Source organism: Nonomuraea sp. NPDC001684 (assembly GCF_053596515.1).
This window is the reverse complement of sequence record NZ_JBSFGJ010000167.1, coordinates 1-18,938: the sequence shown is the minus strand read 5'-3', so window position 1 is coordinate 18,938 and position 18,938 is coordinate 1. Positions and strand designations below refer to the sequence as shown.

Sequence of the window (18,938 nt, the reverse complement as noted above, 5' to 3'; positions counted from 1 at the left end):
GATGAGCAGTCTGCCTGGTAGGACGGCCGCCAGGTCGCCGCCGGAGGCCAGGAGTTCGAGGTGGCTGGGGACGCATTTGACGACACACCGAGCAGCAGGCCGCCGAGCGCAACCGGCTGGCCCTGCAGCTCCAGCAGGCGATCATGCCGCCGAGCCGGGAGCCGCTGGAGGCGTTCGACCTGCAGATCGCCGTGCGCTACCGGCCGGCCGAGAAGGAGCACCTGGTCGGCGGCGACTGGTACGACGCGGTCGTGCTGCCCACCAAGCAGATCCTGCTGTCGGTCGGCGACGTCGCCGGGCACGGCATCGAGGCGGCCACCGGCATGGTCGTGCTGCGCAACGCGCTGCGCGGCCTGGCCGCCACCGGCGCCGGGCCGGGCCAGCTGCTGACCTGGCTCAACCTGGTCGCCCACCACCTGACCGCCAACGTCACGGCCACCGCGATCTGCGGGCTGTTCGACCCCCGCACCCGCGTGCTGCGCTACGCCAGGGCCGGGCACCTGCCGCCCATCCTGGTCCGCGACGGCCAGGCCAGGGAGCTCGACATGACCAAGGGCCTGCTGCTCGGGGCGGTCGCCGAGGCCGAGTACGAGGAGACGCACGTCCAGCTCGCCTCCGACGACATCCTGCTCATGTACACCGACGGCCTGATCGAACGGCGGGACGTCAACCTGCACGAGTCCCAGCAGCGGCTCCTGGACATCGCCCGGCACCCCGCGGCCACCCTGGAGCAGCGCCTCGACCACCTGCTGACGCACAGCAACTCCGACACCGACGACGACACGTGCATCATCGGCGCCCGCCTCCAGTAGCCGTCCGCGCCGCGGCCGGGCGGCCCGGGAGTTTGCCGGGCTTGCGTCTGGTAAGCAACCAGAGCCGGGTCCCCCGCCACGCCACACCCAGGCAGGACTGATCAGACCATGGGCATGGAACCGGAGCTACGCTGTCCCATCAGCACCGATCTCGACGCCATCCGCCGCCTCGTGCGCGACCACGCCGGCCGCGGCGGGCTGTCCGGTGAGCGCCTGGACAACTTCGTGCTGGCGGTCAACGAGGCGGTCACCAACGTCCTCGACCACGGCGGCGGCACCGGCACCGTGCTGGCCCGCACCGACTCCGGCGGCGTCACGGTGGAGATCGCGGACGAGGCCGGCCGGCTCAGCGCGGCCCACCTGGCCGCGGCCGAGCACGGCCGCGCCCACTCGGCGGGGTTCGGCTTCGGCCTGTGGCTGATCCAGCACCTGTGCGACCGCGTCGAGCTCGACCAGAGCCCGCGGGGCTCCCGGTTACGCCTGCACATGAGCGTGCGGACCGCCGCCGACCGGCCGCCCGGCACCCTCGTCCCGCAGGGCTGCGACCCCGTTGACTCCGGCCCGGCCCGGCCGGATTTCCCGGAACCCTAGGATGAGGCAGGTGAAATACATGCTGCTCATCTACAGCAACCCCGCCGCCCAGCAGGCCGTCGCCGACGGGTTCGACCAGGTCATGGCCGAGGTCGACGCGCTCATGGCCGAGCTGGAGGCCAACGGCGAGCTGGCCGGGGGCCAGGCGCTGGGCGACCCCGCCTCCTCCAAGACCGTGAAGGTGCGCGACGGCGTGCCCGCCGTCACCGACGGCCCCTTCCTGGAGGCCAAGGAGTACCTGGCGGGCTATCTGATCGTCGACTGCGCGAGCGTCGAGCGGGCCACCGAGATCGCCGCGCGCTGGCCGGACGCGCGTCTGTGCGCCATGGAGGTGCGGCCCGTCATCGACGAGGTGGCGGAGTGATCGAAGGGCTGCTGCGCGAGCTGGCGCCGCAGGTGCTCGGCGTGCTCGTCCGCCGTTACGAGCAGTTCGACGCCTGCGAGGACGCCGTCCAGGAGGCCCTGCTCGACGCCGCCGTGCAGTGGCCCGACCAGGGCGTGCCGGACAACCCGCGGGCCTGGCTGATCACGGTCGCCTCCCGCCGGGTCATCGACCACTTCCGCAGCGAGAGCGCGCGCCGGCGGCGGGAGGAGAGCGCGGCGGTCGCCGTCCCGGCCGACGAGTTCGTCGAGCCGGCGCCGGGCGAGGAGCGCACGCCGTCCGGCGACGACACGCTGACGTTGCTGTTCCTGTGCTGCCACCCGTCGCTCTCGGAGCCCTCGCAGCTCGCGCTCACGCTGCGGGCCGTGGGCGGCCTGACCACGGCGCAGATCGCGGCGGCGTTCCTGGTGCCGGAGGCGACGATGGCCCAGCGCATCAGCCGGGCCAAGCAGCGCATCAGGTCCACGGGGGTGCCGTTCGGGCCGCCGCCGGAGCCGGAGCGGGCCGAGCGGCTGCGCGTGGTGCTGCACGTGCTCTACCTGATCTTCAACGAGGGTTACACCGCCACCTCCGGGCCGGACCTGCAGCGGCCCGAGCTGACCGGCGAGGCGATCCGGCTGGCCCGGCTCGTCCACCGGCTGCTGCCCGGCGACGGCGAGGTCGCCGGGCTGCTGGCGCTCATGCTGCTGACCGAGGCGCGGCGGGCGGCGCGCACCGGGCCGGGCGGCTCGCTGGTGCCGCTGGCCGAGCAGGACCGCTCGTCGTGGGACCGGCGGCTGATCGAGGAGGGCGTCGAGCTGGTCAGCAAGGCGCTGGCCACCAGCGCGCTGGGCCCGTACCAGTTGCAGGCGGCGATCGCGGCCGTGCACGACGAGGCGCCCACCGCCGCCGAGACCGACTGGCCGCAGATCCTGGCGCTCTACGGCGTGCTGGCCGGGCTGGAGGACAACCCGGTGGTGCGGCTCAACCAGGCCGTGGCCGCCGCCATGGTGCACGGCCCGCGGGCCGGGCTCGACCTGCTCGACGGCCTGGCCGCCGACGACCGGTTGGCGGGCCACCACCGGCTGGCCGCGGTCCGCGCCCACCTGCTGGAGATGGAGGGCGACGCGGAGGGGGCGGCGCTGGCCTTCCGCGAGGCGGCCCGGCGGACGCTCAGTCTGCCTGAGCAGCGCTATCTGGAGGGCAAGGCCGCCCGGCTGGCTTGACAACGATTTTTTTCGGTGCGATCGTTTCAGGCATGCACGAAGTGGCAGCGATCGAAGACGCGGCGGCCGCCGAGGCGTCGCTCGACCCGATGCGGTCGAAGTTGCTGGCGGAGCTGGTCGAGCCGGGCTCTGCCACGTCCCTGGCCGCCAAGGTGGGCCTGGCCAGGCAGAAGGTCAACTACCACCTGCGCACCCTCGAACGCCACGGGCTGGTCGAGCTGGTCGAGGAGCGCAGGAAGGGCAACGTCACCGAGCGTGTCATGCAGGCCACGGCCGCCTCCTTCGTGATCTCCCCCACGGCCCTGGCCGCCGTGCAGCCCGATCCGGCCCGGTCCCCCGACCGGCTGTCGGCGCGCTGGCTGCTGGCCCTGGCGGCGCAGCTCGTCCGCGACGTCGGCACGCTGATCACCGGCGCGGCCAAGGCGCAGAAGAAGGTGGCCACGTTCGCCATCGACGGCGAGGTGCGCTTCGCCTCGGCCGCCGACCGGGCCGCGTTCGCCGAGGAGCTGGCGCAGTGCGTCACCTCGCTGGTCAGCAAATATCATGACGAGTCCGCGGAGGGCGGGCGGGACCATCGTCTGATCGTCGCCGTGCACCCGTCCGTGAAGAAGGGTTCCTGAGGTGGGGCGCGAGTTCGAGATCCCCCTTGAGTCCATGGTCGAGGCGACGCCCGAGCAGGTGTGGGCGGCCATCACCACCGGGCCGGGCATCGACTCGTGGTTCATGGGCCGCAACGAGGTCGAGGGCGGCGCGATCCGCACCGCCTTCGCCGGGGCCGAGCTGCCCGAGTCCAGGGTGACCGCCGAAGATCCGCTCAAGCGTTTCGCCCACTCCGGCGTCCCGGGCCCCGACGGCCGTTTCGTGGCCTACGAGTTCCTGCTGGAGGGCCGCGGCCAGGGCAGCACCCTGGTCCGCATGGTCACCAGCGGCTTCCTGCCCGGCGACGACTGGGAGCAGGAGTACGAGGCGATGTCCACGGGCCTGGCCCTGTTCTTCGCGACGCTGACGGAGTACCTCGGCCACTTCGCCGGCCGGGCCGCGACCCCGCTCACCGAGTCCGGCCCGCCGGTGAGCGACTGGCCGCGCGCCTGGCGGGCCCTGTACGCCGCCCTCGGCGGCCGCCCCGAGCCCGGCGCCACCGTCCGGCTCGCGCCGCCCGGTCTGCCCCCGGTCCAGGGCGTGGTCTACGTCCGCAACGCCCAGAGCGTCGGCGTCCGCACCCCCGACGCCCTCTACCGGTTCGTCCAGGGCATGGGCGGCAGCCTGCTGGCCATGCACCTGCTGTTCGGCGACCCCGCGGGGCAGGCTCCGGCCTGGCGGGCCTGGCTGGAGGATCTGCGGGCATGACGTCCGGATGAACGTGGTGGCGCTGTCCGACACCCACGCGCCCCGGCGGTGGCGCGCCTGCCCGCCCCGGGTGGCCGAGCACCTGCGCGGGGCCGACGTCATCCTGCACGCCGGGGACGTCTGCGTGCGCCCGGTGCTCGACGAGCTGGCCGCCTACGCCCCGGTGCACGTGGTGAAGGGCAACAACGACGGCCCCGACGTGGTGGCGCCGGAGACGCTGGAGCTGACCCTGGAGGGCCTGCGGATCGGGATGATCCACGACAGCGGGCCCGCCAAGGGCCGCCTGGCCCGGCTGCGCCGCCGCTTCCCCGAGGCCGCCCTGGTGGTCTTCGGCCATTCGCACATCCCGCTCGACGAGTCGGGCGAGGGGCTGCGCATCTTCAACCCGGGCTCCCCCACCGACCGCCGTCGCCAGCCGCACGGCACGATCGGGCTGCTGACCGTCGAGGACGGCGTCCTGACCCGCGCGGAGATCGTGCCCGTCAGCTGAGCGGCTCGACGGTGACCGGCACGCCGTTCAGCGCCGCCGTGCCGGTGAGCTCGTCCAGGAGGCAGGGGTCGGTGAGGTCGTTGGCGCTGGCGCCCCCCAGCGTGGCCGCGACCGACAGCAGCACGCCCGGCCGGTCGTGGCCGTAGCCGTGGGGCAGGCTGACCACGCCGGGCATGACGTCCTCGCTCGCGCTGACCTCCACCGTCACCTCGCCGCTGCGGGAGCGCACCCGGACCAGCGCGCCGTCGGTGAGCCCGCGGGCGCGCAGGTCGCCGGGGTGCATGAGCAGGTGGTGCCGGGGGCGGCCCTTGGCCAGCCGGGCGGAGTTGTGCAGCCAGGAGTTGTCGTCGCGCAGGTGCCGGCGGCCGATCAGCAGCAGCCCGGCGGGGGCGGGGGCCAGCAGCTCGGCGCGGGCGCGGGCGAGCCCGTCGAGCAGGACGGGCGGCGCGGCCTGGACGCGGCGGCCCGGCGTGCGCAGCCTACCGGGCAGGCTCGGCTTGAGCGGGCCCAGGTCCAGCCCGTGCGGGTGGCGGCGCAACCGCGCCACGCTCAGCCGGTACGGCCCCGCCCGCAGCCCGAGGTCCACGATCCGCTCCGGCGAGAGCCGCAGCATGAGCCGGTCGGACAGCGACCCGGCCCGGACCAGGCGGCCGTATCGCCGGGCCAGCTCGCGCAGGATCTCCCAGTCGTGCCGGGCGCCGGGCGTCCTGGGCAGCACGGCCGGGGTGTAGCGGGCGTGGTCGCGGACCGCGACCAGGTTGAAGACGAGGTCGTAGTGGTCGCGTTCGAGCAGGTCGGTGGGCGGCAGGATGACGTCGGCGTGCCGGGTGGTCTCGTTGACGTAGAAGTCGAGGCTGACCATGAAGTCGAGTCCGGAAAGGGCCCGCGACAGCTCGTGCCCGCCGGGGGCCGAGCGCACCGGGTTGCCGGCGATGGTCACCAGCGCCCGCACCTGCCCTGCGCCGGGCGTGCGGATCTCCTCGGCGAGCGCCGCGGCGGGCAGCTCGCCGCCGAACTCCGGCAGGCCGCGCACCCGGCTGCGCCACCTGCCCTCGTGGCCGGGGTCGATCAGGCGGTTGCGCACCGGGTCGACGGCCGGCCTGCTCATCAGCGTGCCGCCGGGCCGGTCGAGGTTGCCGGTGACCAGGTTCAGCAGCTGGATCCCCCACTGGCACAGGGTGCCGAACCGCTGGGTGGACACGCCGATCCGGCCGTAGGCGGCGGCGCTGGGAGCGGCGGCGAACTCGGCCGCGACCCGGGTGATCACCTCGACCGGCACGCCGGTGACGGCCGCGGCCCGCTCCGGCGTGAACGCCTCCAGCGCCGAGGCCAGCCGGTCGAGCCCGTCCACGTAGGGCGCGGGACGGGCGGCGCCGCCGGTGACGATCAGGCCGACCATGGCCAGGATGAGCGCGGCGTCGGTGCCGGGGCGGACGAAGTGGTGCTCGTCGGCGAGGCGGGCGGTCTCCGTGCGGCGCGGGTCGAACAGCACCATCCGGCCGCCGCGGGCGCGCAGGTCGCGGATGCGCCGGACGATGCCGGGCGCGCTCATCACGCTGCCGTTGGAGACGGCCGGGTTGGCGCCGAAGGCCAGGAAGTAGGCCGTGCGGTCGATGTCGGGCACGGGGAGCAGCCACTGGCTGCCGTACAGGTGGCGGGCCACGTACTGGTGCGGGAGCTGGTCGAGGGAGGCGGCGGAGTAGCGGTTGCGGGTGCCCAGCAGGCGGGCGAACGGCGGCGCGTGCGTCAGCGCGCCCAGGCTGTGGACCACCGGGTTGCCGAGGTAGACGGCCACGGCGTCGGGGCCGTGCACGATGCGCGTCCCGGCCAGCCGGGCGGCGACCAGGTCGAACGCGTACGCCCAGGGGACCTCGCGCCAGCCGTCCGGGGTGCGGACCACGGGACGGCGCAGCCGGTCGGGGTCCTCGCGCACGTCCTGCAGGGCCACCGCCTTGGGGCACAGGTGCCCGGCCGACAGCGGGTCGTCCTCGTCGCCGCGGATGCCGGTGATCCGGTCGCCGTCCAGGTCGACGCGCAGGCCGCACATGGCCTCGCACAGGTTGCAGGTCGCGAGCCGGGTCACCATGTGACCAGGCTATGAGCGGACGCGTCCGTCCCCGAGCCGCCACCCCGGCGACCGTCCGGCCAGGTCGGCGCGGTGTGCGGGTCAGGCGCCGCGGTCGCGGGTCAGGGCGCCGCCCGCCATCGGCGGCAGGGGCCGGTCGTACAGCCACGCGGTCAGCAGCGCGCCGGCCGGGACGTGCCGCTCGGCGTGCGCGGCGAACTCCCGCGTGGTGACGCTGCCGTACCGGCGGCTGTCGGCCCAGGAGCGCAGGAGCGTGAAGAACGCCTGGTCGCCGGCCGCCCGGCGGAGGGCGTGCAGGGTCAGCGCGCCACGCTTGTAGACGCGATCGTCGAACAGCGCGGCCGGGCCGGGGTCGGCCAGCACGAAGTCCTGCGGCAGCGCGGCGAGCCTGCGGTGCCAGCGCAGCGCGTGCTCGTCCGCGGGCGGGCCGCCCGAGCGCTCCGACCACAACCACTCCGCGTACGTGGCGAACCCCTCCTGCAGCCAGATGTCGGCCCACCCCGCCACGGTGAGGCTGTTGCCGAACCACTGGTGGGCCAGCTCGTGCGCGACCAGCCGCTCGCAGCCGCGCGCGCCGTCGACGTGGTTCCTGCCGAAGATCGACATGCCCTGCGCCTCGACCGGGATGTCGAGGTCGTCGTCGGCCACGACGACGGTGTAGCCGCTGAACGGGTAGGGCCCGAACAGCTCGCCGAACAGCGCCATCATCTCGCCCTGGCGGCCGAAGTCGTGCCGGGCGCGGGCGGCCAGCCGCGCGGGGTGGGCCAGGCGCGTGCCGCCCGCCTCCGAGAGCTGGTAGCGCCCGATCTGCACGCTGGCCAGGTACGTCGCCATCGGCTCGGCCTGCTCGTAGACCCACGTCGTGGTCCCGGACGCCCGCCGCCTGGCGGTGAGCACGCCGTTGGCGATCACCTGGTACGCCGGCGCCGTCGTCACCGAGATCCGGTAGGGGGCCTTGTCGTCCGGCCGGTCGTTGCACGGGAACCAGGAGGGCGCGCCGATCGGCTGACCGGCCACCAGCGCGCCGTCGGTCAGCTCCTCCCAGCCGAGGCCGCCCCACGGGCTGCGCACCGGGACGGGCGTGCCCGCGTACCGCACCTCGACGACGGCCCGCTCCCCGGCGGCCAGCGGGCCGGGCAGGGTGAGGCGCAGCTTGCCCTGGCCGTGCGTGTGGCGGACGGCCCGGCCGGCCACCGTGACGCCCTGGACGCGGAAGTGTCCGAGGTCGAGGCCGAGATCGGCGAGCGGCTCGGCGGCGCGGACCGTCAGGCGGGCGGTGCCGTCGAGCCGGTTGGCCGCGAGCCGGTAGTGCAGCGCCAGGTCGTAGTGCTCGACCGCGTACCGGTGGTCGCCGTGCCCCGGGAAGTACGCCGTCATCGCCACACCGAGACGGGGTTGCCGAACCACCGGCTGCCGCCGGGCAGCGCCTCGCCGCGCATGACCAGGGACGCCGGCCCGACCGTCGTGCCCGCGCCCACCCGCGCGGCGGGCAGGACGACGCCGTGCGGGCCGAGCGTCGCGCCGGCCTCCAGCGTCACCGTGTCGATGCTCATGACCCGGTCGTGGAACAGGTGCGTCTGGAGCACGCATCCCCGGTTGACGCACGCGCCGTCGCCGAGCGTCACCAGATCCGCCTCCGGCAGCCAGTACGTCTCGCAGGTGACCCCACGTCCGATGCGTGCCCCGAGGGAGCGCAGCCACACGTTCAGCGGGGCGGTCCCCAGCCACGGCTGGGCGAACCAGGGCGCGGCCAGCACCTCGACGAAGTTGTCCGCCAGCTCGTTGCGCCACACGAACGAGCTCCACAGCGGCCTGTTCCCGGCCTTGATCCGGCCGACCAGCGCCCATTTGGCGGCCGTGGCGACCGCCGCGGCGAGCACCCCGGCGGCCAGCACCACCAGCCCGCCGAGCGCGGCGGCCACGGCGAAGCCGCGACCGGCGGCCAGCCACTCGAACGCCGCCACCGCCAGCACGGCCAGCGCGACCACGCCCATCGCGGGCACCACCCGGCACACCTCGACCAGCGCCCGCGCCACCCGGTACCGCGCGGGCGGGTCGTAGGTCCTGCGGCGGTCGGCCTCCTCGGCCGTGCGGCGCAGCTCCATGGGCGGCATGCCCACGTACGAGGAGCCCGACTTGGCCTTCTTGGGCGTTGCCGACAGCACGCCGACCAGGCCGTCCTTGGGCACCTTGCGGCCGGGGGCGGTCATCCCGGAGTTGCCGAGGAAGGCGCGCTTGCCGATCCGGGCCGAGGCCAGGCGCATCCAGCCGCCGTCCAGCTCGTACGGGGCCACCATGGTGTCGTCGGCCAGGAAGGCGCCGTCGCCGACGGAGGTCATCGTGGGCAGCGCGAGCACCGTGGACAGCTCGGCGCCGCGGCCCACCTTCATGCCGAGCGCCCGCAGCCAGACGGGCGTCAGGACACTGGCGTACAGCGGGAACAGCCACACCCGGGCCGAGGCCATCAGCCGGCCGGTCACCCACGCCTGCCAGGCCGGACGGCTGTGCACCGGATGGTGACCGGGGTGCAGCCCCAGGCCGAGCAGCCGCACGCCGGCCAGCGTGACCAGCGCGAAGGCCGCCATGCCGGCGACCGTGGCCAACGGCACGGCGGGCAGGGCGGCGGCCAGCGCGCCGCCGAGCGTGACCTCGTCCCCGGCGAAGGCGGCCAGGACGGCGAGCGCGACACCGGCCGCGGCCACCGGGAGCAGGCTGAGCACGACCGCGCTCACCCCGTACAACGCGACCCACGGGCGGGAGCGGGCGGCGCGCTCCGCCGGCCGGGAACGGCGCGGCTTGCCCTGGCGGAAGGCCGGGACGCCGGCCCAGCGCTCGCCGGACGGGACCGTCCCGGCCACCGCGGAGCCGGGGGCGACCTGCGCGTTCTTGCCGACGCGCGCGCCGGGCAGCAGGGTCGAGCGGGAGCCGACGGTGGCGCCCGCGCCGATGCGGATCTCGCCGACGCGCAGCAGGTCGCCGTCGTACCAGTGGCCGGACAGGTCGACCTCCTGCTCGACGGAGGCGCCCCGGCCCAGCTTGAGCAGGCCGGTGATCGGCGGGGGCGAGTGCAGGTCGGCGTCCGGGCCGACGGTGGCGCCGAGCAGCCGGGCGTACCAGGCCATCCACGGCGCGCCGGCCAGGTCGGGCACGCCGAGCCGTTCGGCGAACCGCTCGGCGAACCACAACCGCAGGTGCACGCCGCCGCCGCGCGGGTGGGCGCCGGGGCGCACGCCGCGCAGCAACAGCCGGGCGACCGCCGCCGACAGGCCCATGCGTCCCATGGGGGTGACGAACGCCAGCGCGCCGAGCGTCACCCACCACCACGACAGCCGCGGCGCCCACGGCGGGGCGAGCACGTTGCCGAGCGCGGCCAGCGGCACGACCCAGCGCAGCGCGCCCGCGGTGAGCAGCGGGATCATCAGCGCGGTCTGCGCCAGCGCGGCGCGTTTCGGCATGGGGGCGGCCGCGGCGTGCGCGGGGGCCTGCGTCCCGCCCCTGGCGGCCAGCAGCTCGGCCAGTCCGGCGAGGGTCGGGTGGGCGTAGACGTCGCCGACGGCCACGTCGGGGTGGGTGGCCCGGAGCACGGAGACCAGGCGGGCGGCGGCCAGGCTGGTGCCGCCGTCGGCGAAGAAGTCCGACCCGGGCCCTTCCGGGCGCACGCCGAGGATCTCGGTCCACTGCGCGGCCAGCAGCGCCTCGGCCGGGGTCAGGCCGGGGTCCGCGGCGGCCGGGCCGTCCAGCGGCCACGGGAGCGCGTCCCGGTCGATCTTGCCGGAGGTCCTGGTGGGCAGGGCGTCCACAGGGGCCAGGCGGGGCACGAGCGCGGCGGGCAGCGAGCCGGCCAGCAGCTCGCGGGCCCGTCCGGCGTCGAAGCCGGGCCCGGTGACGACGTAGCCGACGAGCACCTGGTGGCCGCCGCCCGCGGTGCGGACGGCCGCGGCCGCGCCGGTGACGCCGGGCAGCGCGTTCAGGGCGGCGTCCACCTCGCCCAGCTCGATCCGGCGTCCGCCCAGTTTCACCTGGTCGTCGGCGCGGCCGGCGAAGACGAGACCCTCGGGCTCGGCGCGGACGAGGTCGCCGCTGCGGTAGGCGCGCTCCCAGCCCAGGGACTGCAGCGGCGCGTACTTCTCGGCGTCCTTGGCCGGATCGAGGTAGCGGGCCAGGCCCACGCCGCCGATGATCAGCTCGCCGGTCTCGCCCATGGCGACCGGCTCGCCCGCGCCGTCCACGACCGCCAGGTCCCAGCCGTCCAGGGGCAGGCCGATGCGTACGGGTCCCTCCCCCGTCAGGCGGACGGCCGAGGCCACCACGGTCGCCTCGGTGGGCCCGTAGGTGTTCCACACCTCGCGGCCGGGCACGGCCAGCCGTTCGGCGAGCTCGGGCGGGCAGGCCTCGCCGCCGAAGATGAGCAGCCGGATGCCGTCGAGGTGCGCGGCGGGCCAGAGCGCGGCCAGGGTCGGCACCGTCGAGACGGCGGTGACGCCCTGCCCGGCCAGCCAGGGGGCCAGGTCCATGCCGGTGCGCACGAGCGCTCTGGGCGCGGGCACCAGGCAGGCGCCGTGCCGCCAGGCCAGCCACATCTCCTCGCAGGAGGCGTCGAAGGCCACCGACAGCCCGGCCAGCACCCGGTCACCCGGGCCGAGCGGCCGGTCCTGCAGGAAGAGCCCGGCCTCGGCGTCGGCGAACGCGGCGGCCGAGCGGTGCGTCACCGCCACGCCCTTGGGCCTGCCGGTGGAGCCGGAGGTGAAGATGATCCAGGCGTCGTCGTCCGGGGTGGGCCGCTCGGGCGTGGCCGCCTGGCGGGCCCGCGTGACCGGGCCGCCGTCGAGCACGGCGTCCACGGCGGCCTCGGCGAAGACGAGTTCGGCGCGTTCGTCCGGGTCGTCGGCGTCCACGGGGACGTACGCGGCGCCGGTGGCGAGCACGGCGAGGATGGAGACGTACAGCTCGGCGGTGCCGGAGGCGATGCGCACGCCCACCCGGGAGCCGCGCCCGACGCCGGCCGCGGCCAGCTCGGCGGCGACCCGGTCGACCTCGGCGCGCAGCGACCGGTAGTCCAGGCACACGGCGCCGTCGTCCAGCGCGGGCGCGCCGGGGTGGCGGCGGGTGGTCTCGTCGAGGATGTCGATCAGCGTGCGGGGCGGCGCGGCCAGCATGCCCGCCGGGTAGACCGCCGACGCGGTCCTGAGTCCTAAGTCTGCCGAGTCGGTGCGCAAACGCTGCTCCTTCGGTCGGGCGGTCGGCCCCGGCCCGTCAAGGCCGCGGGCTGCCACTGTCGTGGCGTTCGCGCCACCTCCGTTCGCAACGGTCGCCGATTCGCCAACTATTCCATGGTGTGACGGAGATCGCCGTGCCCGGCGGGGGCCGGTCGGGTCAGCGGAGCCAGGCGTCGACGGCGGCCAGCAGGTCCGCCTTGAGGGCGTCCGGGGCGAAGGAGGCCCTGATCGAGGCGCGGGCCAGCTCGGCCAGGACGTCGTCGCCGTACCCGAAGACCTCGCGCAGCCGCAGGTACTCCTCGGCCAGCGCCGTCTCGCCGTCGGTGTTGACCGTGACCGCGAGCCCCGCCTCGCGCAGGCGCGGCAGCGGGTGCGCGGCCAGCGACGGCACCAGCCCGAGCAGGACGTTCGACGTGGGGCAGACCTCCAGCGGGACGCCGCGCTCGCGCACCTCCGCCACCAGCGCCGGGTCGTCCAGCACCCGGATGCCGTGGCCGAGCCGCTCGGTGCGGCCCAGGTCCAGCGCCTCGCGGATGCTCGCCGGCCCGGCCGCCTCGCCCGCGTGGTGCACCAGGTGCAGGCCCGCGTCCCCGGCCGCGGCGAACACCTCGGCGAAGGGGGCCAGCGGATGGGCCTCGTCGCCCGCGAGCCCGAGGCCGATCACCTCGTCGTAGCGGGTGGCCAGCTCGTACGTCCGCCACAGCCGCTCCAGGGGCCGCCGCCTGGAGTGGTCGAGCAGCACCCGGGCCTCGACGCCGTACCGCCTGCCCTCGGCCAGGCCGTCGAGCACCGCCTCCAGCGGCATCTCCGGGGCGCCCAGCCGTTCCCCGTGGGCGGCGGCGGTGAAGGTGACCTCGACGTAGCGGGTGCCCTGGGCGGCCTCGTCCTCGCAGAACTCCAGGGCGACGCGCCGGAAGTGCTCGGGGGTGCGCAGCAGGCCGCGCACCTTGGCCCGCTGGTCGGCGAACTCGCGGAAGTCGGCGAACGGGCCCTCGGGCTCGGGCGGGCCGCCCAGCTCGCGCACGGTCGCGGGCCGTACGGTGCTCTCCAGATGGACGTGCAGGTGGGCCTTGGGCAGCAGGCGGAGGTCTCTCACTCTCCGGGAGGTTATCGCCGGGTGATGCGGATTTTCGACTGCTTATGTGGGCCCTGCTCCCAGTCGTCCATGAACGTCGCTTTCAGCCCGTGCTTGCGGGCCAGTTCGACCAGCGTCTCGGTGCGGTAGTAGAAGTCCTCGCGCAGGACGTGGTGCTCCTCGCCCTCGGTCCGGTCGAAGGTGAAGTCGAACCAGCCGTCCGGCTTCATGACCCGGCCCACGTTGGCGAAGCACTCCTCGATGACCTCGATCGGCGAGTGCGAGAAGACGCTGTGGGCGTGGACGACGTCGAAGTACTCGTCCGGCAGGAACGCCAGCCGCAGGTCGCGCACCGGCGCCAGGTACGGCAGCTTGTCCTGCAGGGCGTGCTTCTCGACCGTGTCCTGGGCGGCCAGCAGGATGTCGGGCGAGATGTCGATGCCGTAGTAGTTGCCGGTGAACAGGTAGCCGATGAACAGGCGGCCGGCGCGCAGGTTCCCGCAGCCGATCTCCAGCATCCGGCAGTCGGGCTTGAGCCCGTGCTCCACCAGGTAGTCGAACTGCATGCGTCCCAGGGCGAGCCAGCGCCGGTGCCGGTGCGACCCCACGGCGCCCTCGGGGTCGCGGGCCGTGTCGGACCTCATGACGGCGCGGTAGTAGGTGACGTGGTCGTGGGTGCGGAGCCGGAACCAGGTGTCGCGGGCCAGCCGGCGCAGGTGAGGGGCGATCCTGTGGGGGTGCCGGAACGCGTAGGCGGCCTGGTGGACGAGGCTCGTACGGGAGCGTTTCACGTTGGGCAGAGTAGGTCCGGCCCACCCGGCCCGCTCCGGGCTCCACACACTCCAGAGCGCCCTTTTACCCGCCCTTTCCCACCCCTGGACCGCTCTTCCCCGTGGGTGACGGGCGCGTCGCCGTGGCTCGCGGCACGCGGGTGCTCGGGTGGCCGTCGCCGGGGTGGACGGAGGTCGTGCCTGTCGCTGGTCGCGCCGGCGTCTGCGGCGGCTGGTTCGGTCGACAAGGCGGTGACGCTCCACGTCCACACGGCGAGCCCTGCTCGGCGTGTCGCGTGCTGCCGTTCCCGGGCGGGAACGATCGGCTCAGGCAGCGGCGTGCTGCCGCTCCCGGGATCGGGCGGTCAGCTCAGGTAGTCGCGCAGCGCCATGGCCCGGGAGGGGTGACGCAGCTTGGACATGGTCTTGGCCTCGATCTGCCGGATGCGCTCACGGGTGACGCCGTAGACGCGGCCGATCTCGTCGAGGGTGCGCGGCTTGCCGTCGGCCAGGCCGTAGCGCATCGTGATCACGCCCGCCTCGCGCTCGGAAAGCTGGTCGAGCAGGCTGTGCAACTGCTGCTGCAGCAGCGTGAACGAGACCGCGTCGGCCGGGGAGACGGCCTCGGTGTCCTCGATCAGGTCGCCGAACTCGCTGTCGCCCTCCTCGCCGAGCGGCGTGCTCAGCGAGATCGGCTCCCGGCCGTAGCCCTGCACCTCCGACACCCGCTCGACGTCGAGATCGGTCTCGGCGGCGATCTCCTCGGGGGTGGGCTCGCGGCCCAGGTCGGACTGCAGGCGGCGCTGCACGCGGGCCACCTTGTTGATCAGCTCGACCATGTGCACGGGGATGCGGATCGTCCGGGCCTGGTCGGCCATGGCACGGGTGATGGCCTGCTTGATCCACCAGGTGGCGTAGGTGGAGAACTTGTAGCCGAGCCGGTAGTCGAACTTCTCGATCGTCCGGATCAGGCCGAGGTTGCCCTCCTGGATCAGGTCGAGGAAGAGCATGCCGCGGCCGGTGTAACGCTTGGCGATGGAGACGACGAGCCGGAGGTTGGCCTCCAGCATGCGGCGCTTGGCACGAAGGCCGTCGTCGGCGATCCACTCCAGGTCGGCACGCAGCTCGGAGGGCAGGCCGGGCTCGCTGTCGAGCCGTTCCCTGGCGAACAGGCCGGCCTCGATGCGCTTGGCCAGCTCGATCTCCTGCTCGGCGGTGAGCAGCGGGACGCGCCCGATCTCCTTCAGATAGGTCTTGACCGAGTCGGCGCCGACGGCCGTGCCACCGTCGGCGATGGTGTCGTCCAGTTCGAGAACCTCTGCTGCTTGGGACAAAATTCTCTCCTCGCTCGCGTTGGGTGGACGCTCAGTGACTGAGCCGGCCTGCGGGCAGGGCCGGCGGGGAAACGTAGCGGGCCGATAGGCGTCGGAACCTTCAGGGCATGAGGGAACGGAAGAAGCGGGGCCTGGCAGGGCCGTCTCTGACCAGGCTACCCAACACTTCCTCGAACGTGGCTTCGACGAACACCCGATCATCGCTTCCCCGCCGGCGCCATCCACCCCCTGACCAGCCCCCCAACCCCGTACCCTCGCCACCACCCCCGCCGACCGACGGCACTCCAGAAGACGCCCGCCCCCTCGCCCCGCCCTGGCCTGCTTCACGGCGACGGGCATCTCTCCGGCTTTGACGGCATGAAAGCGCTTGCCGGGCCAGCCGTGCCACGGCCTCGAAGGGGGCCACTCACGCTGTTGCGACGCCATGATCACATGCGGTATTGATCACGGATGTCCTTGATACGGGTGATCACGGCCGCGGCCGAGCTGCTCGACAAGACCTCGCGGATGCGTCCGGGCCGGTCGTGGGACGATCCCGCGCTGGAGCAGGCGCTGCGCCAGGTGCGGGCCGGACGGCTGGAGCCGGGCCTGGAGCTGGTCCGCCAGGCGCGCGACGACCACGAGGTGCGTGCGCTGCGCGTCGAGCAACTGGGGATCGCCGCCCGTGCGCACACCGAGGCGCTGCTGCGGCTGGCCGGCGACGACCCCGACGCGTTGCTCTGGCTCGGCGCCGCCCGGATCAGGCAGGCATGGGCGATCCGCGGCGGCGCCTACGCCACGCACGTGGGCGACCAGCGTTTCGCCCGCTTCCACGAGGTGCTGGCGGACGCCGCCGTCCCGCTGCGGCAGGCCGCCGAGGCCCGTCCGGACGATCCCGTTCCGTGGGAGCGGCTGCAGTGGCACGCGCTCGGCGCGCAGGCCGGCCGGCAGGAGCTCGACCGCCTCTGGACGGAGCTGACCGCCCGCGCTCCGCACCTGTATCTGGGCCACTACACCCGCGTCCAGGTGCTGTGCGGCAAGTGGTACGGCTCCGACGACGAGGTGCTGGCCTTCGCCCGCCGCACGGCGGACGCGGCGCCGCCGGGCGACCCTGTGACGGCAACGCTGGCGCTGGCGCACTTCGAAGTCGCGTGGGGCCGGATCGGCGAGTCGGAGCGTACGGCCCGGGAGATCCTCGAAGGCTACTTCGGCGACCCTGAGGTGGCCGGCCCGCTGGTGGCGGCGTCCGACAAGTGGCGCGAGGGCGCCCGGCCGCATCCGCGGGCGCTGGACGCCGCGCACCTGTTCGGCGCGGCGCTCTACCACGGCGGCCACCTCACCGGCGCGCAGCGCCTGCTGGAGGGCTTGGGCAGGCGCATGCCGGAGAACCAGCCATGGGCGGTCGGCAGCCTGCTGCCAGGCCGCCACTACGCCCGCGTGCGCCGGGACCTCGGCCTCGCCTAGCCGAGCCGGGCGCGCCGGACCTCGTCCGCACGCCGGACGTCGGCAGGACGAGCGTGGGCGCGCCATCGGGGGTCGGCTCGCGGCCGATGCGCCGGTTCAAGCGCCACCGCCTCGCGTAGTCGTCCAGCATGGACCGCGACCGCGATCACACGTTCTGCGGCAGGTTGCCGAGGACGTCGTCCATCAGGTCGCCCGGCGTCTCGTGCACCAGTTCCGGGTCGGCGCCTGTGGCATCCCATGCGCTCTTGGCACGGTTCGTCCATCCCTCTTGCCGGTAGGCCGTCATCTGCCCGGGGCAAGGAGGCGTTCCAGCGTCCGCGGCAGGGGATACACCCGCTCGGCGGGGAACAGCCGTCGGGCCTTGGCGGCGTGCCCGGTTTGTGTCAGAACCGTGGCCTTGCGGACCTGCGGGGTGAGGTCGGTGAGGCTGACGATCCAGTCGTCGGTGAAGGCGCGGATCAGGTCGCGGCCGATGCCGACCTGGATGCTGTAGTGGTTCAGCGCCGCTCCGCGCAACGAACGTTCCGGGTCCCACTGGACATGTACGGCTGCCCGGGCCACAGCCGCCGGATCCGCTGTCGTGAGCACGGCCTGGGACAGAGCCTCCTCCCAGCCCCGCCGGGTCATCCGCACTGCGAGAACGCGCTCCTGACCGGCTTTGCGGGCCCAGTTGCTGCGATGCATGAGCCACAGGAACGAGGGCTTGATCCAGGTCATCCTCTGGAACGAGAACGGCGCGACGAAGCGGCCCGCTCGCAGCGCCGCGTCGGCTATGGCAGGTGCATACGCCTGGTAGACCACGATCGTGTCAGCGTCGTAGTCTGCGCGAATCTGGTACTGGGGTGCCATGCGCTGCACCCTGCCATCCGGTGCGCTCACATCGCGAAGCCTTTTCGCCTCCGGTCGAATCGACTCGCCGGCCGCTGTCAGCAGGAGGGGCCAGGACCAAGCGATTCGATCCAGGACGCGAAGTCCGCCGCCACGACGTCGAAGCCCGCAGGCTCCAGATCGCCCAGACCGGAGGAGAACACGGCGGAGTCCGGGTCGTCGGCGCGCAGGAGGAATCCGCGGCCACCGCTGTCATCGCCGACGAGGAGGAACCCTGGCGCATACCGCGCGACCTCGTAAGTGGCGTTGCGTTCACCGATGTCTTCCGCCGAGTACACCGCGACACCGCACTCCGTGTGCAGGCCGTTCCGAACGCTCCACAGTGCCACCAGCGGAGCCGGCAGGCTCATCGCCGTCTCGGCCCGCGCCCGCAGGACATCGTCCGGCGTCGCCGCCGCCGGCCTCGGAACCGCCTCCGCCACCCTGCACCCCTCCCGACAGCCTCCGGCCCCAACACGATCACCGACGCGCCTGCCCGCGGACGCGGCATCGGCCGCACGATCCCGGAGCGCGACGAACCCTACTGATCGGCTGATCGTGGCGAACCGAAGCCGGGGTCCGCTATCGCCTTCCAGCGCTTCTGTTCTTCGAGCCAGTGCACGTAGCGCGGCGAGGCGTTACGCACCTCGACGCTGAGGGGGTAGGGGTCGTGCTCGTCCAGGAGCAGCATGCGGAGGAATTCGACCATGCCACAGGGGAAGAGGGTGAAGCCCTCGCGGGTATGGCGGCCGCAGACCAGGACGGGCCACCGGTCGGGGTCGGGATCGGTGGTCAGCCAGCACAGGATGTCGGGGCCCGAAGTGATGCCCCAGGCGAGGATGTGGTTCGGGTCGATGTCGAGCCCTTCCTGGCCGCCCAGCATCTCCCAGGTGTCACGGGCGTTCTCCGTCTCCTCCTCGAAGGTCCCGGGATCCCACTGGATGTACTCCTTGGGCAACGGCATGAGGATGCCGACCTCGGCGAACGAGCCGCCGCCGTAGACGGACATGAAGGCCATGTAGTCACGCGGGAACCGCGTGCCCCACCGCGCCTCTGCCGCCGACCAGTCGATCTCCTCGTCCGCACCGAGATTCGCGGGCAGGATCTCGGTCAGCGCTGCGATCCCTGTCGGGTCTTCCACGGCAATCCCCTTCGACGACGTGGCCGGGGAGTCTACGAGGCCACACCGACACAACGCCGCAATCGCGGTCAGTCGCACCAGGAGCTAGACGAGTAAGTCCTAAGTCGGGTCAGTGGTCGTAGGCGATCAGGGATCGGGTGATGGGCTGGCCGGTGGCGCGGTTGTGCCAGATGGCGGCG

17 protein-coding genes and 1 pseudogene are annotated in these 18,938 nt (G+C 73.9%); 8 read left to right on the top strand and 10 right to left on the bottom strand.

Going from position 1 to position 18,938, the window contains the following annotated elements; genetic code table 11:
* Positions 1-143: 143 nt before the first annotated feature.
* The 7 genes from ACWCSD_RS26605 to ACWCSD_RS26575 all read left to right on the top strand — a co-directional run bounded on the left by ACWCSD_RS26605 (position 144) and on the right by ACWCSD_RS26575 (position 4,827).
* On the top strand, positions 144-812 hold the full coding sequence (locus ACWCSD_RS26605) for a PP2C family protein-serine/threonine phosphatase (RefSeq protein ID WP_449918771.1): 669 nt from the start codon (positions 144-146) through the stop codon (positions 810-812).
* 114 nt (positions 813-926) lie between these two features.
* The gene (locus tag ACWCSD_RS26600) at positions 927-1,403 is read left to right on the top strand and encodes an ATP-binding protein (RefSeq protein ID WP_397158588.1); all 477 of its coding nucleotides are present in this window, start codon (positions 927-929) and stop codon (positions 1,401-1,403) included.
* Between the two features lie 19 nt (positions 1,404-1,422).
* Complete coding sequence (locus ACWCSD_RS26595) at positions 1,423-1,767, top strand: YciI family protein (RefSeq protein ID WP_397158993.1); 345 nt, start codon at positions 1,423-1,425, stop codon at positions 1,765-1,767.
* The gene (locus ACWCSD_RS26590; protein WP_397158590.1) at positions 1,764-2,990 is read left to right on the top strand and encodes an RNA polymerase sigma factor; all 1,227 of its coding nucleotides are present in this window, start codon (positions 1,764-1,766) and stop codon (positions 2,988-2,990) included. Before ACWCSD_RS26595 ends, ACWCSD_RS26590 begins: the two co-directional genes overlap by 4 nt.
* Before the next feature lie 32 nt (positions 2,991-3,022).
* Entirely contained in the window at positions 3,023-3,610 is a 588-nt protein-coding gene (locus ACWCSD_RS26585; protein WP_358299237.1) for an ArsR/SmtB family transcription factor, read from the top strand.
* Between the two features lies 1 nt (position 3,611).
* Positions 3,612-4,337 (top strand): SRPBCC family protein, encoded by a 726-nt coding sequence (locus tag ACWCSD_RS26580; RefSeq protein ID WP_449918769.1) that lies wholly within the window; start codon positions 3,612-3,614, stop codon positions 4,335-4,337.
* A 7-nt stretch (positions 4,338-4,344) separates the two neighbouring features.
* Positions 4,345-4,827, top strand: a complete 483-nt coding sequence (locus ACWCSD_RS26575; RefSeq protein ID WP_449918766.1) for a metallophosphoesterase family protein — start codon at positions 4,345-4,347, stop codon at positions 4,825-4,827.
* Here ACWCSD_RS26575 and ACWCSD_RS26570 read toward each other — a convergent pair.
* The 6 genes and pseudogenes from ACWCSD_RS26570 to ACWCSD_RS26545 form a co-directional block, all read right to left on the bottom strand.
* Positions 4,820-6,913 carry a molybdopterin-dependent oxidoreductase gene (locus tag ACWCSD_RS26570; protein WP_449918764.1) on the bottom strand — a complete coding sequence of 698 codons (2,094 nt, stop codon included), beginning with the start codon at positions 6,911-6,913 and terminating at the stop codon, positions 4,820-4,822. The genes ACWCSD_RS26575 and ACWCSD_RS26570 overlap by 8 nt on opposite strands.
* An 81-nt stretch (positions 6,914-6,994) precedes the next feature.
* On the bottom strand, positions 6,995-8,290 hold the full coding sequence (locus ACWCSD_RS26565; protein WP_449918761.1) for a M1 family metallopeptidase: 1,296 nt from the start codon (positions 8,288-8,290) through the stop codon (positions 6,995-6,997).
* Entirely contained in the window at positions 8,287-12,129 is a 3,843-nt protein-coding gene (locus tag ACWCSD_RS26560) for a Pls/PosA family non-ribosomal peptide synthetase (protein WP_449918758.1), read from the bottom strand. Before ACWCSD_RS26560 ends, ACWCSD_RS26565 begins: the two co-directional genes overlap by 4 nt.
* A gap of 157 nt (positions 12,130-12,286) precedes the next feature.
* On the bottom strand, positions 12,287-13,225 hold the full coding sequence (gene add / locus ACWCSD_RS26555) for an adenosine deaminase (RefSeq protein ID WP_449918756.1): 939 nt from the start codon (positions 13,223-13,225) through the stop codon (positions 12,287-12,289).
* Between the two features lie 11 nt (positions 13,226-13,236).
* The gene (locus ACWCSD_RS26550) at positions 13,237-13,995 is read right to left on the bottom strand and encodes a class I SAM-dependent methyltransferase (RefSeq protein WP_358299223.1); all 759 of its coding nucleotides are present in this window, start codon (positions 13,993-13,995) and stop codon (positions 13,237-13,239) included.
* A 344-nt stretch (positions 13,996-14,339) separates the two neighbouring features.
* Positions 14,340-15,242 (bottom strand): annotated as a pseudogene (locus ACWCSD_RS26545) (RNA polymerase sigma factor); the annotation flags it as partial.
* Positions 15,243-15,758: 516 nt separating this feature from the next.
* Between ACWCSD_RS26545 and ACWCSD_RS26540 the strand changes: the two are divergent.
* The gene (locus ACWCSD_RS26540; RefSeq protein WP_449918751.1) at positions 15,759-16,751 is read left to right on the top strand and encodes a hypothetical protein; all 993 of its coding nucleotides are present in this window, start codon (positions 15,759-15,761) and stop codon (positions 16,749-16,751) included.
* A gap of 145 nt (positions 16,752-16,896) precedes the next feature.
* Here the strand turns inward: ACWCSD_RS26540 and ACWCSD_RS26535 are convergent, their stop codons facing one another.
* The 4 genes from ACWCSD_RS26535 to ACWCSD_RS26520 all read right to left on the bottom strand — a co-directional run bounded on the left by ACWCSD_RS26535 (position 16,897) and on the right by ACWCSD_RS26520 (position 18,759).
* A complete protein-coding gene (locus tag ACWCSD_RS26535) occupies positions 16,897-17,037 on the bottom strand; it encodes a hypothetical protein (protein WP_397158609.1) in 141 nt (46 codons plus the stop codon).
* A complete protein-coding gene (locus tag ACWCSD_RS26530; protein ID WP_397158611.1) occupies positions 17,034-17,600 on the bottom strand; it encodes a DUF4291 domain-containing protein in 567 nt (188 codons plus the stop codon). Before ACWCSD_RS26530 ends, ACWCSD_RS26535 begins: the two co-directional genes overlap by 4 nt.
* Positions 17,601-17,677: 77 nt before the next feature.
* A complete protein-coding gene (locus ACWCSD_RS26525) occupies positions 17,678-18,061 on the bottom strand; it encodes an SMI1/KNR4 family protein (RefSeq protein WP_397158613.1) in 384 nt (127 codons plus the stop codon).
* 98 nt (positions 18,062-18,159) lie between these two features.
* Positions 18,160-18,759 carry an SMI1/KNR4 family protein gene (locus tag ACWCSD_RS26520; protein ID WP_449918748.1) on the bottom strand — a complete coding sequence of 200 codons (600 nt, stop codon included), beginning with the start codon at positions 18,757-18,759 and terminating at the stop codon, positions 18,160-18,162.
* Positions 18,760-18,938: the final 179 nt, after the last annotated feature.

Coding starts and splice junctions, on each gene's coding strand:
- ACWCSD_RS26605 (WP_449918771.1), top strand. CDS start 144: ATGCCGCCGAGCCGGGAGCCGCTGGAGGCGTTCGACCTGCAGATCGCC.
- ACWCSD_RS26600 (WP_397158588.1), top strand. CDS start 927: ATGGAACCGGAGCTACGCTGTCCCATCAGCACCGATCTCGACGCCATC.
- ACWCSD_RS26595 (WP_397158993.1), top strand. CDS start 1,423: ATGCTGCTCATCTACAGCAACCCCGCCGCCCAGCAGGCCGTCGCCGAC.
- ACWCSD_RS26585 (WP_358299237.1), top strand. CDS start 3,023: ATGCACGAAGTGGCAGCGATCGAAGACGCGGCGGCCGCCGAGGCGTCG.
- ACWCSD_RS26575 (WP_449918766.1), top strand. CDS start 4,345: ATGAACGTGGTGGCGCTGTCCGACACCCACGCGCCCCGGCGGTGGCGC.
- ACWCSD_RS26570 (WP_449918764.1), bottom strand. CDS start 6,913: ATGGTGACCCGGCTCGCGACCTGCAACCTGTGCGAGGCCATGTGCGGC.
- ACWCSD_RS26565 (WP_449918761.1), bottom strand. CDS start 8,290: ATGACGGCGTACTTCCCGGGGCACGGCGACCACCGGTACGCGGTCGAG.
- ACWCSD_RS26540 (WP_449918751.1), top strand. CDS start 15,759: ATGTCCTTGATACGGGTGATCACGGCCGCGGCCGAGCTGCTCGACAAG.
- ACWCSD_RS26535 (WP_397158609.1), bottom strand. CDS start 17,037: ATGACGGCCTACCGGCAAGAGGGATGGACGAACCGTGCCAAGAGCGCA.
- ACWCSD_RS26530 (WP_397158611.1), bottom strand. CDS start 17,600: ATGGCACCCCAGTACCAGATTCGCGCAGACTACGACGCTGACACGATC.